General features: G+C 62.5%; 11 protein-coding genes and 1 pseudogene. 7 read left to right on the top strand and 5 right to left on the bottom strand.

Features of this window, described 5'->3' with window-relative positions:
- Nucleotides 1-37: 37 nt before the first annotated feature.
- Both Q363_RS03175 and Q363_RS03170 read left to right on the top strand, forming a co-directional pair.
- The gene (locus Q363_RS03175; protein WP_051978332.1) at nucleotides 38-619 is read left to right on the top strand and encodes a YybH family protein; all 582 of its coding nucleotides are present in this window, start codon (nucleotides 38-40) and stop codon (nucleotides 617-619) included.
- 67 nt (nucleotides 620-686) lie between these two features.
- Nucleotides 687-3,083 carry a PAS domain S-box protein gene (locus Q363_RS03170; RefSeq protein ID WP_035347868.1) on the top strand — a complete coding sequence of 799 codons (2,397 nt, stop codon included), beginning with the start codon at nucleotides 687-689 and terminating at the stop codon, nucleotides 3,081-3,083.
- A gap of 99 nt (nucleotides 3,084-3,182) precedes the next feature.
- Here the strand turns inward: Q363_RS03170 and Q363_RS46045 are convergent.
- From Q363_RS46045 to acs, 3 genes and pseudogenes are all read right to left on the bottom strand, one after another.
- Nucleotides 3,183-3,401, bottom strand: a pseudogene (locus tag Q363_RS46045) (type II toxin-antitoxin system RelE/ParE family toxin); the annotation flags it as partial.
- Nucleotides 3,394-3,666 carry a ribbon-helix-helix domain-containing protein gene (locus Q363_RS03165; protein ID WP_035347867.1) on the bottom strand — a complete coding sequence of 91 codons (273 nt, stop codon included), beginning with the start codon at nucleotides 3,664-3,666 and terminating at the stop codon, nucleotides 3,394-3,396. The pseudogene Q363_RS46045 and the gene Q363_RS03165, both read right to left, overlap by 8 nt.
- Before the next feature lie 74 nt (nucleotides 3,667-3,740).
- Nucleotides 3,741-5,717 (bottom strand): acetate--CoA ligase, encoded by a 1,977-nt coding sequence (gene acs, locus Q363_RS03160; protein ID WP_245632010.1) that lies wholly within the window; start codon nucleotides 5,715-5,717, stop codon nucleotides 3,741-3,743.
- 201 nt (nucleotides 5,718-5,918) lie between these two features.
- On the opposite strand from acs, the gene Q363_RS03155 reads away from it, so the two are divergent.
- Nucleotides 5,919-6,122, top strand: coding sequence for a hypothetical protein (locus Q363_RS03155; protein ID WP_245632009.1), 204 nt, complete (start codon nucleotides 5,919-5,921; stop codon nucleotides 6,120-6,122).
- Between the two features lie 10 nt (nucleotides 6,123-6,132).
- On the opposite strand, the gene Q363_RS03150 is transcribed toward Q363_RS03155, so the two are convergent.
- Both Q363_RS03150 and galE read right to left on the bottom strand, forming a co-directional pair.
- Nucleotides 6,133-6,708: a DUF421 domain-containing protein gene (locus Q363_RS03150; protein ID WP_035347865.1), complete on the bottom strand. Its 576-nt coding sequence runs from the start codon at nucleotides 6,706-6,708 to the stop codon at nucleotides 6,133-6,135.
- Nucleotides 6,709-6,758: 50 nt separating this feature from the next.
- Nucleotides 6,759-7,727, bottom strand: coding sequence for a UDP-glucose 4-epimerase GalE (gene galE / locus Q363_RS03145; protein WP_035347864.1), 969 nt, complete (start codon nucleotides 7,725-7,727; stop codon nucleotides 6,759-6,761).
- Nucleotides 7,728-8,099: 372 nt separating this feature from the next.
- Between galE and Q363_RS03140 the strand changes: the two genes are divergently transcribed.
- The 4 genes from Q363_RS03140 to Q363_RS03125 all read left to right on the top strand — a co-directional run bounded on the left by Q363_RS03140 (nucleotide 8,100) and on the right by Q363_RS03125 (nucleotide 12,508).
- Entirely contained in the window at nucleotides 8,100-9,191 is a 1,092-nt protein-coding gene (locus tag Q363_RS03140) for an energy transducer TonB (RefSeq protein WP_051978293.1), read from the top strand.
- Between the two features lie 101 nt (nucleotides 9,192-9,292).
- On the top strand, nucleotides 9,293-11,176 hold the full coding sequence (locus Q363_RS03135; protein WP_035347863.1) for a hypothetical protein: 1,884 nt from the start codon (nucleotides 9,293-9,295) through the stop codon (nucleotides 11,174-11,176).
- Nucleotides 11,177-11,303: 127 nt separating this feature from the next.
- On the top strand, nucleotides 11,304-11,846 hold the full coding sequence (locus tag Q363_RS03130) for an outer membrane beta-barrel protein (RefSeq protein WP_035347862.1): 543 nt from the start codon (nucleotides 11,304-11,306) through the stop codon (nucleotides 11,844-11,846).
- Between the two features lie 107 nt (nucleotides 11,847-11,953).
- On the top strand, nucleotides 11,954-12,508 hold the full coding sequence (locus Q363_RS03125; protein ID WP_035347861.1) for an outer membrane beta-barrel protein: 555 nt from the start codon (nucleotides 11,954-11,956) through the stop codon (nucleotides 12,506-12,508).
- Nucleotides 12,509-12,517: the final 9 nt, after the last annotated feature.

The following is a 12,517-nucleotide window of genomic DNA, read 5'->3' as shown; positions in this document are numbered from 1 at the left end:
TGCACTGATATTTGAAGCGCTCTACCCGAGGTCTGTCATGTTGAAACGAAACGAATCAGGATATTTCTGCGTCACGCTCGTGTTCCTGGGACTGATGCTGTCAGCCTGCCGGATCGAGGCACAGGTCTCTCCGGGAGCGTCGTCTCTCGATGGGCTGAGCCAGAGGCCAGCGGCAGTGAGTCCGCTGACGCAGCCGACGCTTTCGCCGGGCGTGATTCTGCTGATGGAGCTTGAGGGCAAGTTCGCTCAGGCGGTAGCCGAGGGCGGCGGCAAGGCGTTCGCAAGCTGGTTTGCCGACGACGGCGTTACTCTGAATAACGGCCAGCCGGCGGTGACGGGGCGAGCGGCGATTGCAGCGCAGGCGGGGTGGGACCCCAAGGAGTATCAGCTGACCTGGACGCCGCAGGGAGCGCAGATGGGTCCTTCGAACGACATGGGGTTTACGTGGGGGCGCTATGAGGGCCGCTCGAAGGACAAAAACGGCCAGCCGGTGGTGATCTCCGGGCGCTACATGACGGTGTGGAAGAAGATGGCCGATGGGAGCTGGAAAGTGGCGCTGGACGCAAGCGCGAACGAGCCACCGGCAGCGGGCGAATGCTGTGTGCTTCCAAAGCCTTAGCCGTATTGCTACACCAAAAGTAGCAGTGCGAAAGGCCATGTCGATCTCCTAGGATTCGAGAAGCAAGATGAATGCACTTCTGGTCAAAGACGAAGCACTCCGGAACCAGGCCCTGGAGCAGTACGAGGTGCTGAATACGGCGAGCGACCCCGTCCTTGACGACCTCGCGAGTCTGGCGGCGCAGCTCTGCGATACGCCGATAGCGTTTCTATGCCTGGTGGGCTCGGACCGAATGTGGCTGAAGTCGCGCGTGGGAGTGGATGTGACGGAGCTTTCGCTCGGCGTGCTTCCGTGCGAGACGACGATCCAGGGCGACACGGTGTACGAGATTCCAGACGCGCGGCTGGACCAGGACTTCGCGCCGGACGGGATTCTGCTGGAGGGACGGGCGTATCGCTTTTATGCCGCGGCTCCGCTGTCGACGCCGGCAGGGGTGAATATCGGCACGCTTGCGGTGGTGGACCGTCATCCGCGCCGGCTGACCGAGGCGCAGTCGAATGCTCTGAGCATCCTGAGCCGGCAGGTGATGACGCGGCTGGAGCTGAACGGACGCATACGGCAGATGGATCGCGCGGCGCGGTCGCAGCGCAGGATCGAGTCGGCGCTGACGGTGGAGCGGAACTTTGTCTCGGCTGTGCTGGACACGATCGGCGCGCTGGTGGCGGTGTTCGATACGGCGGGGCGCATCGTGCGCTTCAACCGCGCCTGCGAGATGGCCTCGGGGTACGACTTTGCCACGCTGGTGGGCCGCTACACGTGGGACCGCCTGATTCCGCGGCACGAGATCCCGGAGGCGATCGAGACCTTCGAGCAGCTGCGCAACGGCGCGTTCCCGGCGGAGTTCGAGAACCAGTGGCTGAACCGCGATGGGAGCCTGCGGAGAATCGCGTGGTCGGCGACGGCGCTCAGAGATGCGCAGGGGCAGGTGGCGTTCATCATTGCGACGGGAATCGATGTGACGACGCAGAGGGCTGCGGAGTCAACGCTGCGTGAGAGCGAGGCACGGTACCGGCAGTTGGTCGAAGGCTCGCTGGGCATGGTGTTCACGCACGACATGAAGGGCAAGCTGCTGTCGCTGAATGCGCACGGCGCCTCAACCGTGGGACGCACGGTGGAGGAGATGGTAGGCAGCGCGCTGACGAAGTTCGTTCCGGTGGAGCGGCGCGGCGCGCTCGACGACTACATGAAGGCGATCGCCGACACGGGCGAGGCTCAGGGGATGCTGCATCTGGAGCACGCCGACGGCGAGGTTCGCGTGATCGCGTATCGCAACAAGCTGATTGCAGCGCCGGGACGGACGCCGTATGTGCTGGGCTTCGGCGTCGACATCACGGAGCAGGTGCGGGCCGAGGGCAGGCTGCGCACGCTGACGCGGCAGTCGGACTCGATCCTGGAGTCGGTGGGCGACGGCATCTTCTGCATTGACCTCGAAGGGCAGGTGACGGTGGTGAACGCCGCCGCCGCGCAGATGCTGGGCTACAAGCAGGAAGAGATGCTGGGCCGGGTGATGCACAACCTGATCCACCATACGAAGGCGGATGGAACGCCATACCTGTTGGAGGAGTCGCCGATCCGCAAGAGCCTGTCGAACTTCGGCACGGCACGTGTGGTCGACGAGGTCTTCTGGCGCAAGGACGGCACGTGCTTACCGGTGGAGTATGTCTCGAGGCCGCTGATCGATACCTACTCGGGCGAGGGCGGCGAGGCGCGGGCGGTGGGCGTGGTCGTGGCGTTTACGGATACGACGGAGCGAAGGGCGCTGGACCGGATGAAGGACGAGTTCATCTCGACGGTGTCGCACGAGCTGCGCACGCCGCTGACGTCGCTGCGGGGGGCGCTGGGTCTGCTGGCCGGAGGAGCTCTGGAGGCACGGCCGGAGAAGTCGCGCCAGATGCTGGACATTGCCATCAACAATACGGACCGGCTGGTGAGGCTGGTGAACGACATTCTGGACCTCGAGCGCATCCAGAGCGGCAAGAGCGAGCTGCACTCGACGATGGTGAGCGCGGAGGATCTGCTGCGAAAGGCAGTCAGCGCGCAGCAGGCCCGCACGCCGAAGCCGGCGGCGAGAATCTTCTACGCGGCGAACGGAGTGATGGTGTGGGCAGACCCGGACCGCGTGTTGCAGGCGCTGAGCAATCTGCTTTCGAACGCGATCAAGTTTTCTGCGCCGGGCTGCGAGATTCATCTGACAGCACGCAACCTGGACGACCAGGAGGCTCTGTTCGAGGTACGCGACCAGGGCCACGGCATTCCGGAGGACAAGCTGGAGAATATCTTCGATCGCTTCCAGCAGGGCGACGCCTCCGATACGCGGACACTCGGCGGGACAGGGCTCGGCCTCGCGATCTGCCGGAGCATCGTGAACCAGCACGGCGGGCGCATCTGGGCGACGAGCACTCCGGGCAAAGGCACGACGTTTCACTTCACGCTGCCGACGAAGCCGCGGACGAATCTGCGCTAGGGCTGCAAAAACGATCTGAGAAGAACTTTGGCATCTAAAGCTGCGTGTAGGATACGAACGATGCGAATTGGCCGCGCTATTGCATCGTAAAACAATGCAATAGCTCTTGTATGGATTCACAAGCCAGAACCGGAGAGGCCGACTTGTGAATTCTCGTCGTTGATGGCCGAGCATTGGCATGGCCGAAAGCAGATCGAAAGCCCGGTAGATTGCCGTTTCTACATCGTCAGCCGCAGACACGCTGTCTGCGGCAATATACTGCCAGATCGCCCTAAGATCCTTTCGAGCGGGTGATGTGATGAAGTACGGTTCAGGCACCCTTGCGCTCTGCCAGCCAGTCTGCCTTCATCCCCTTCATCTCGCGTTTCAGTTGTTCACTGTCGATCAACTCGCCGCGCTCGGCTGAAGCCCAGCCTTCTTCGATCTTCGCGCGTATTTCATCTCGGTGGTCGGCCAACCACTGCTCGCGGTCGTGCAGCTCTTTGACGGCCTGCTCGACGAAATCATCGACGCTGCGATACGGCCCGCGCTCCACGTCCTGCCGGACAAGCGCCTCGAGCTCGGGACTGAGTTGGACGGTCATGGCGATAGATTACCTCAAACGTCGCCGTCAGAGGCAACGCTCAGACACTTTCCGCGGCAGGTCTCGTGCCTTTTTCACTCTTCATTCTCGCGCAGTTTGGCTATTACGGCGAAGTCTTCAAGCGTCGTTGTGTCCCCTTTGACCTCTCCGGTGGTGGCGAGTTCGCGGAGCAGGCGGCGCATGATCTTTCCGGAGCGCGTCTTGGGGAGAGCGTCGGTGAAGCGGACGTCGTCGGGCCGGGCGAGGGCTCCGATCTCTTTCGCGACCCACTGGCGAATCTCCTGCTTGAGCTCGTCGGAGACCGTGTGGCCCTGCTCGAGGGTGACGAAGGCGCATATCGCCTGGCCTTTGAGCTCGTCCGGGCGGCCGACGACGGCGGCTTCGGCGACCTTGGGATGCGCGACGAGGGCGGACTCGACCTCCATGGTTCCGAGGCGGTGACCGGAGACGTTGAGCACGTCGTCCACGCGTCCCATGAGCCAGTAGTAGCCGTCGGGGTCGCGGCGGGCGCCGTCGCCGGTGAAGTAGCTGCCGGGAATCTCAGACCAGTAGGACTGCTCGTAGCGCTCGGGATCGCCGTAGATGGTGCGGGCGATGGATGGCCAGGGGGTGCGAAAGACGAGCAGGCCGCCCTTGCCGTCGGGAACGGGCTCGCCTTCTTTTGTAACTACTTCAGGCACAATTCCGAAGAAGGGCCGTGTTGCCGAGCCGGGCTTTGTGGGGACGGCGCCGGGGATGGGCGCGATCATGGCGGAGCCGGTCTCAGTCTGCCAGTAGGTATCGACGATGGGGCAGCGCTCGTGGCCGACCTCGCGGTGGAACCACATCCACGCCTCGGGGTTGATGGGCTCGCCGACGGTACCCAGCAGACGGAGTGACGAGAGTGAGTGCTTGCGCACCCACTCGACGCCCCACTTAGTAAAGGCACGGATGGCTGTGGGCGCGGTGTAGAAGATGGTGACCTTGTGGGCGTCGATGATCTTCCAGAAGCGATCGTTCTCGGGCCAGTTGGGAGCGCCCTCGTACATCATCACGGTGACGCCGTTCTGCAGCGGGCCGTAGACGACGTAGCTGTGGCCAGTGACCCAGCCGATGTCGGCGGTGCACCAGAAGACATCGTCGTCGTGAAGGTCGAAGATGTACTTCGCGGTGAGGTAGGTCTGGACCGCGTAGCCGCCCGTCGTGTGGAGCAGGCCCTTGGGCTTGCCGGTGGTTCCGGAGGTGTAGAGCAGGTAGAGTGGGTCCTCGGCGTCCATCCACTCGGGCGCGCACTCTTTTTCTGCGGTGAGCATGGATTCGTCCCACCATAGGTCGCGGCCGGGCTTCATGTTGACCGGGGTCCCGCTGCGCCGATAGACGACGACGTGCTGCACGGTGGGGCACTTCGCGAGCGCCTCGTCGACGATCTTCTTGAGGTGGATCTCGGTGCCGCGCCGGTAGGAGGTGTCCTGGGTGATGACGGCGACGCAGGCTGAGTCATTGACGCGATCGACGATGGCGTGGGCGGCGAAGCCACCGAAGATGACCGAGTGCACCGCGCCGATACGGGCGCAGGCGAGCAGCGCGATGGCAAGCTCCGGGCACATGCCCATGTAGATGGCGACGCGGTCGCCTTTTTTGATTCCGAGGCCTTTGAGGACGTTGGCGAAGCGCTGCACCTCGGCGTGGAGGTCGGCGTAGGTGAGCCTGCGGACGTCGCCGGGCTCGCCCTCCCAGAGCAGGGCAATCTTGTCGCGGCGTGCGCCTTTGGCGTGGCGATCGACGCAGGTGTGCGAGAGGTTGAGCTTGCCGCCGGCGAACCACTTCGCTCCGAGACCGGAGCCGTCGCGGCCGGGGGTCAGGACCTTGGTCCAGGGCGCGAACCACTCGAGTTCGGATGCGGCCTCGGCCCAAAACTCCTCAGGATGCTCGATGCTGCGGCGATACATCTGCTCGTACTGCTCGATGCTGGAGATGTGAGCTTTGGAGCGGAACTCCTGTGAGGGCTCAAAGACCCTGTTCTCCCGCAAGCTCGAGTCCAGATTCGCCGTTCCTTCCTGAATCACCGTCACGCAACATCCTCCACTGATCTTCGGCACTACCACAAAAAGGTACGCTATGGCTCGCGCGAGCGGCAACAGGACGGTAGGGCAAATGTCCGGTGCTTTGGATGATCTGTATTTATTTCAGGAGAGGCGACGCGCTTGGTTCGCTTATCTCGCATGCCACATCATGTCACAGGCGCCAAGTGGTGCCGATACAATCGGAGGAGAATGTCTTCCACAACAATGTTCTGGTCGATCGGCGTCGGGTTCTTCCTGGGCTTTGCCTTCGGGGTGGGATGCGCGCTGGCGGTGATGTATTCGATCTACATGGGCGGGTATCGGGCCGCGGTTCGGGACTCGCAGCTGGCCGAGCCGCCGGAGCGCTATCGCCATGCGATAAGCAAGCTGGTCTCCGGACCGACGCAACGCTGAGGCGCTCGGATCAGCGGCGCGCCGCCAGCAGGTACCTCAGCTCCTGCACCTCGGCTGTGAGCGCCTTGATGTCGCGAAGAATCTCGCTGCGTTGGCGGCCTTCCGCTAGAGGGTCGGCCTCATCCACGTAGAAGTTACCGCCGGGCTCGAGGACGCAGAGTTCGACTTGAGAATAATCGTTGAGGCCCTCCTTGTGCAGGATGGTCTTGAGTTCGAGCTCGGTGAGGGCCTCTCGTTTGACTGCGTCCTGATCCACCTTGCCGTGGCGGATGAGCACGGTCTCCTTACCCTCAAGCACTCGGTTCAGCTTTGGAAAGCGGAAGAGGAGCCGGGTGAGCAGGAAGTTGATGCCCAGCAGCGAGAAGACTCCGACGATGCCTCCGCTGACCGTGTTGTCGTCGCCGATGATCGCGTTCTGCACGGTGTTCGAGAGGCACAGCAGCACGATCAGGTCGAACGTATTGAGCTGTGCCAGCTCCCGCTTGCCGAACAGTCGCAGAAAGAGGATCAGGCAGAGATAGACGAGGATGGGCCGCAGGATCTTCTCGATCAGCGGCAGTTGCAGATGGAACATGCTGTCGATCACGGGAGAGCTCCTTAAGTGAGGTTCGATGCCCGCGGCCCGGTGTGTGCGTCTCAGGCGTAGCGGCGCTGGTGCCACTGCCACGCGCTCGCGATGATCTGGTCGAGTTCGGCGAACTTCGGGTTCCAGCCCAGCTCGGCCTTGATCTTCTCCGAGCTTGCGACGAGGACGGCGGGGTCTCCGGGGCGACGGCCGTGCTCCTCCACTGCGATGGGCCGCCCGGTAACGCGGCGTACCGAGTCGATGACCTCGCGCACAGTGAAGCCCTGGCCGTTGCCGATGTTGTAGATCAGGCGGCTGTGCTGGTGGAGCGCGTTGAGCGCGAGGAAGTGCGCGTCGGCGAGATCGCGGACGTGGATGTAGTCGCGGATGCAGGTGCCGTCCTTGGTGGGGTAGTCCTGGCCGAAGATCTTGATGCTCGCGCGACGTCCCAGTGCAACGTCGAGGATGAGCGGGATCAGGTGCGACTCGGGCTCGTGCGCCTCGCCGTAGCCGTCGATGGCTCCGGCGACATTGAAGTAGCGCAGGCTGGCATAGCGGAGGCCGTGGATGCAGTTCATCCAGGTGAGCATCTGCTCGACCAGCAGCTTGCTCTCGCCGTAGGCGTTGGTGGGGAGCAGGCGCGCGTCTTCGGTGATCGGCGTCGATACGGGCTCGCCGTAGCAGGCCGCGGTGGAACTGAAGACGAGGCGGTCGTGGCCGGTGGCGAGCATGGCTTCAAGCAGCGTGAGCGTTGCCATGGTGTTGTTGCGGAAGTAGAGCTCGGGGCGCTTCATGCTCTCGCCGGCCTCGATGAGTGCAGCAAAGTGCATGACTCCGTCGAAGCGTCCTTCGCGAAGTGTGGACTCAATCAGCGCGCGATCGGCGAGGTCGCCTTCGACAAAGCGTGCGCCCTCGGCGAGGGCCTCGCGGCGGCTGTGGCAGAGATTGTCGTAAACGGTTACCTTGTGACCCGCTGCAAGCAGAAGACGGGTTACCGTACCTCCGATATAACCTGCCCCACCTGTGACTAAAACGTTCATTTCATGGCTCCTTTTCGCTTGTCCTGCATACCACCAAAGTACCAGTGTCAAGCAGAAAGGGTTGCGGCACTATACTTGCTGTAAGTGAATTGGCAGAGCCCCGGCTGAGAGACCGGTTTGGACTCCCGATTACACGGTGCCTGCTGCAACCTTTTGCGCAACACCTCACGTCTGTCTTTGTTACGCTGCGCGGCGATTCGTGGTCGCCGCAAAACGTTGCATCGGGCCTACGGAATTTTGTCTGCTCGAAGGCACTCCGGCAATGGTTCGGAGTTCACCCTTGTCCGGTCCACCAGTTCTGGCGCACGGCGTCAGGATTGGTCCCAATTGTTCCGCTTCTCAAGGAGAGAGGCGCCACAAAGGAACCTTTTTATGGCTAAGCCGCTTCGCACCGATGATCCCGCTCCGCCGAGCATGCAGTTCTCGCACTTCGGCGTTCTCCATGACGGGCAGCAGAGCAAGTCATCGCTGTTCACCTCAATCACGCTGAACGTCTTTATTGCGATTGTGGTCTGCATCGTGGGGGCCGCAGCCAAGAAGACGATGGACAACCGGCCCAAGCTTACGGAGGTGAGCATCGCTCCCCTGCCGAAGGAAGTCGAGCCGATCAAGCCAAAGATTATTCCCAAGCCGCCGCCGCTTCCCCCGGTCCCACAGGTGAAGGTCGAGCCTCCGAAGATCAAGATGCCTGAGGTCAAGCTTCCCGATCCGCCGAAGATTCCTGAGGTGAAGATGACCCAGCCGGTACCGGTGGTTCCTCCCGCTCCCCCGAAGCAGGTGATCGCGCCGCCGGCGCCGAGGGTCGTCACGCTGGCGCACGCGCAGCCCGCCGCGGTGGTGAACAACTCGCCGCATCCGGCCCCGGTTGCGCTCGGCCAGGCGAACAATCCGATCGCTCCCTCGAATCGTCCGGCGACCAGCGCTGTGAACCTGGGCCAGGCAGGAATGGCGGGAATGCCTGCCTCCAACACCGGCAGCGGCCCACGCGCCACTGCGGTGAGCCTCGGCTCGGGATCGCCGAACAGCCAGAACATGGCCGGCAACGGAGCCCGGCCGGTTCAGGGTGTGAAGCTCGGCGTCACTGGCGGCACCGGACCTCTGAACTCTCCAACTCGTGTTGCGGGCCCAGTGAATCTGGGTCAGGCCATTCCTCCGCCTATGCCGAAGCCCAGCGGACCGGCAGCGCCCACCGCCAAGGCTCCGAAGGTTATCTTCAAGCCGAAGCCGGTGTACACGGCGGAGGCCATCAGGCTGCATATCGAAGGGACCGTCTCGGTCAGACTGCGGGTCTCGTCGACAGGGGCTGTGCAGGTGCTCGGCGTCACCAGCGATCTTGGCCACGGGCTTGGCGACTCAGCCATCCATGCCGTTCAGTCAACGCGTTTTCAACCCGCTACGGATGCATCGGGAAATCCAGTTGATTGGGAGGGTGTCGTCAACGTCGCCTTCCAGCTTGCTGGATAAGCTTCCTTCTGATGTTTCCCCGGTTGTACTTCACAAAATCAGCAACTAGCATCAAGACCAACCAAGGATGACCTAGAGGTCACCGCAGGAGCCGTAAAGATATGATCTTCCGGAAACAGCCCATCGCCGGTCTCACGCTGGCATTCCTCGCAACGACGTTCTCCGTGCAGGCGGCTCACAGCCTTCCGCCGCTGGGCAAGAAAAAGACGGACCAGGACATTCTTCCGGCGCGCAAGCTGACGGCGAGCCAGAACCAGCTGATCGACAAGGCGATTGCGCGGGAGAAGGTGGTCATCAAGACCGTCAAGGAGCGCGCTCCGCTGGTTGAGACCTACATCCAGAACATGCGGCCCGACCCGCAGCTGGGCCAGGTTCCCGACTCTGACCAGCACTTCCTCGGTCGCGTCGAGTTCAACAAGATCATCGGCGGGAGCAACTACGAGGTCAACAAGTCCACCTCGCAGGGCGCCAACGACAGCGGCAAGTTCGGATTCTTCCGGCACTCTGCCTCCTTCATCACCGGCCTCGGCAGCAGCCTCCACCTGAACTTCAGCGAGGCCGGCTTCATCCAGATGCTGCTGATGGACTCGAACGACTTCGACCGCCAGCACTATGCCTTCGGCTACGTTCGCAATGAGTTTCTGGGGACCACGCCCACTGCGGTCTTCGACGTAACCCCCTCCAACGGCAAGCGCGCCACCGGCCGCTTCTTTGGTCGCATCTGGGTGGAGACGCGCGAAGGCAACGTCGTCCGGTTCAACGGCAACTTCGCAGGTACGGAGAAGGACTCGCGCGAGTACTACCACTTCGACAGCTGGCGCACGAACGTCCAACCCGACTTGTGGCTGCCGACCTCGTTCTATGTGGAAGAGAGCGACTCGAAGAGCGTGAGCCGCAGCTTGAAGTTCAAGGCGATTAACCACATCTGGGGTTACGTGCTGAAGGTCCCGCAGAAGGAGGCCGAGAACACCTCGCTGGACGTGGTGGGCGCCACCGACGTCAGCAACGAGGCGCAGGACGTCTCGCCGCTGGGAGCGCAGCGCGCCTGGGTCCAGCAGGCCGAGGACAACGTCGTGGAGCGACTCTTCCAGGCTGGTCTGCTCGATGCCCCCAGCGAGTTCGACAAGACCCTCGAAGCGCTGGCCGGCAATATTCTGGCCTATAACAACATCACGCTCTCGCGTCCGATCCGCTGTCGCACGCTGCTGACCGAGCCTCTCGAGTCGATCGCCGTGGGCAACACGATCATCCTGTCCAAGAGCCTGCTCGACACGACCGCAATCGTCAGCCAGGACGGCGCTCAGCAGATGGGCAACCTGAATGCCCTGCTCGCGTTCCAGATCGCGCACATCATCCTGGCGCACCGGCTTGACACGAAGTATGCCTTCAACGACCGGCTGCTCTTCCCCACCACCTCGGTCTTCAACCGTATCCCGATGCACCACACCGACGCCGACAACACCGCGGCCGCCAAGAAGGCGATCGAGCTGTTGAGCGCGAAGGAACTCGAGGGCGGGCAGCAGTACTTTGGACTCTACCTGCAGCAGCTCCAACAGCGTGTGAAGTCGCTGAAGGCGCTGAACGAGCCGATGATCGGTGATGGCCTGGTGAAGAGCGACAACGATTCGACCTTCTGGATGGCGGCCATGATGGCCAAGAGTCCCAAGCTCGACATGAACGACCTGAAGCAGCAGGCCGCGATGCCGCTCTCCACCTTCCTGCGCCGCGATCCCTGGACCGACCAGGTGATCACGCTGCACGCTGCCTACGAGCCGCTGCTCTCCCCGGCTGACAAGATGCCCTTCGAGGTAGAGCCTGTCTACATCAAACTGGGCTACTACAAGCCACCCGCCGATGCAGCCGCGGCACCGGCAGGTGGTGCTCCACCAGCCGCCGCGCCGGCTGGTGGGACGCCAGCACCGGCCGATAACACGGGTGCCGCAGCACCTGCGGCCACGCCCCCGGCACCGCAACCGCAGAACTAACGTCAACGACACACGGGGACCGGATAGACAATCCGGTCCCCACATCCGCATAAAACCGGGCGGAGACGCTTCAAGTCTGTCTCTGCACTCCTCAACCACCAGCTGATCCTTTGGAGCCAAGTCAGTTTTGAGGCGCCTCTTCCATATCGGCTCGTTTTCCTGCCTGCTGTGGGTCGCACGCTGGTCCCACGGTCAGGCGGTGCCGACGGCCGAGCGCACGGCTACCGTCCAGATCGGGGCAGGCTGGTCCGTCGTAAGCCCAGACTACGCCGGGAAGACGACGCAGGGTGTATCGATCTACGGAACCTTTGATCTCACTCCGCACTGGGGCATCGAGGGCGACATTCACAAGGCCAGCATGATTACCCCCTCCGATATCGGAGAGAGCTCCTATCTGCTGGGGCCGCGCTATGTCTTCCGCCACAACCGGCTCCGCCCCTACGCTAAAGCTCTCTTTGGACTCGGTCGGTTCCAGTACCAGTACGACAACGTTCCAGATGCCACCTATACTTATAAGATCTACGCCTTCGGCGGCGGGATTGATGTCGTGACGACAAAACACATCAATCTTCGCGCCGTCGATTTCGAGTATCAGAAGTGGCCCGGGTTTCCACCCAATGGGCTATCACCCATGGTCTTTACTTTCGGGGCGGCCTACGCCTTTCGCTGATGTCTTCGGCTGTTCCGTTGGCACCGTGCCTTCAACAGCCCTATCCACTTCAAGGCTGCCTGCCGGCCTACCGATTCGCCAAGGGTCGCTTTATAAGGGGGAAGTAAGTGTTCAAAAGGTTTCTGATCGTCATTAGCCTACTCGGCGCGCCGGCCATCCTGGTCGCCCAGTCCAGCCCAACGGCCTCGCGAGCGGGCGATCTCCAGATTGGCGCCGGCCTGGCCAATGCCAACACCGACTATGTTTCGCGCCGCGTCAATGGCCCGTCCATTTACGTGGACTTCGATTTCTACAAGCACTTCGGCGTCGAAGGAGAGTTCCGCTTCCTCAAGGACAGCCCGACGAATATCTACGAAAAGACCTATGAGATCGGCGGACGCTACTCCCGCGTATACCGGGGGCGGTATGTCCCCTATGTGAAGCTCCTCTACGGGCGCGGCGTGTTCAACTTCGCCCAGAACAAAGTGACCACGGCCAATCTCGCCTACAACATGTTTGCCGGCGGCGCTGGTCTCGACTACAGGGTCCTTCGCTACCTCAACGTGCGCGGCGACTTCGAATACCAGCACTGGATGGGCTTCCCGCCGAACGGTCTCACTCCGACGGTCTTTACCTTCGGAGTGGCGTATCACCTCCCGGCCGGCAAGCTGTCGCAACGCTGAGCCAGACAC

The organism is Edaphobacter aggregans DSM 19364, from assembly GCF_000745965.1.
In the GTDB taxonomy this organism is placed as follows: Bacteria; Acidobacteriota; Terriglobia; order Terriglobales; family Acidobacteriaceae; genus Edaphobacter; species Edaphobacter aggregans.
Note: the sequence above shows the minus strand (reverse complement) of the source record. Positions and strands in the feature narration are given on the sequence as shown.

What these genes read in the sequence shown, in the direction of transcription:
- Q363_RS03155 (WP_245632009.1), top strand. Translation starts at nt 5,919, where the DNA reads ATGTCTTCCACAACAATGTTCTGGTCGATCGGCGTCGGGTTCTTCCTG.
- galE (WP_035347864.1), bottom strand. Translation starts at nt 7,727, where the DNA reads ATGAACGTTTTAGTCACAGGTGGGGCAGGTTATATCGGAGGTACGGTA.
- Q363_RS03170 (WP_035347868.1), top strand. Translation starts at nt 687, where the DNA reads ATGAATGCACTTCTGGTCAAAGACGAAGCACTCCGGAACCAGGCCCTG.
- Q363_RS03135 (WP_035347863.1), top strand. Translation starts at nt 9,293, where the DNA reads ATGATCTTCCGGAAACAGCCCATCGCCGGTCTCACGCTGGCATTCCTC.
- Q363_RS03140 (WP_051978293.1), top strand. Translation starts at nt 8,100, where the DNA reads ATGGCTAAGCCGCTTCGCACCGATGATCCCGCTCCGCCGAGCATGCAG.
- Q363_RS03175 (WP_051978332.1), top strand. Translation starts at nt 38, where the DNA reads ATGTTGAAACGAAACGAATCAGGATATTTCTGCGTCACGCTCGTGTTC.
- Q363_RS03165 (WP_035347867.1), bottom strand. Translation starts at nt 3,666, where the DNA reads ATGACCGTCCAACTCAGTCCCGAGCTCGAGGCGCTTGTCCGGCAGGAC.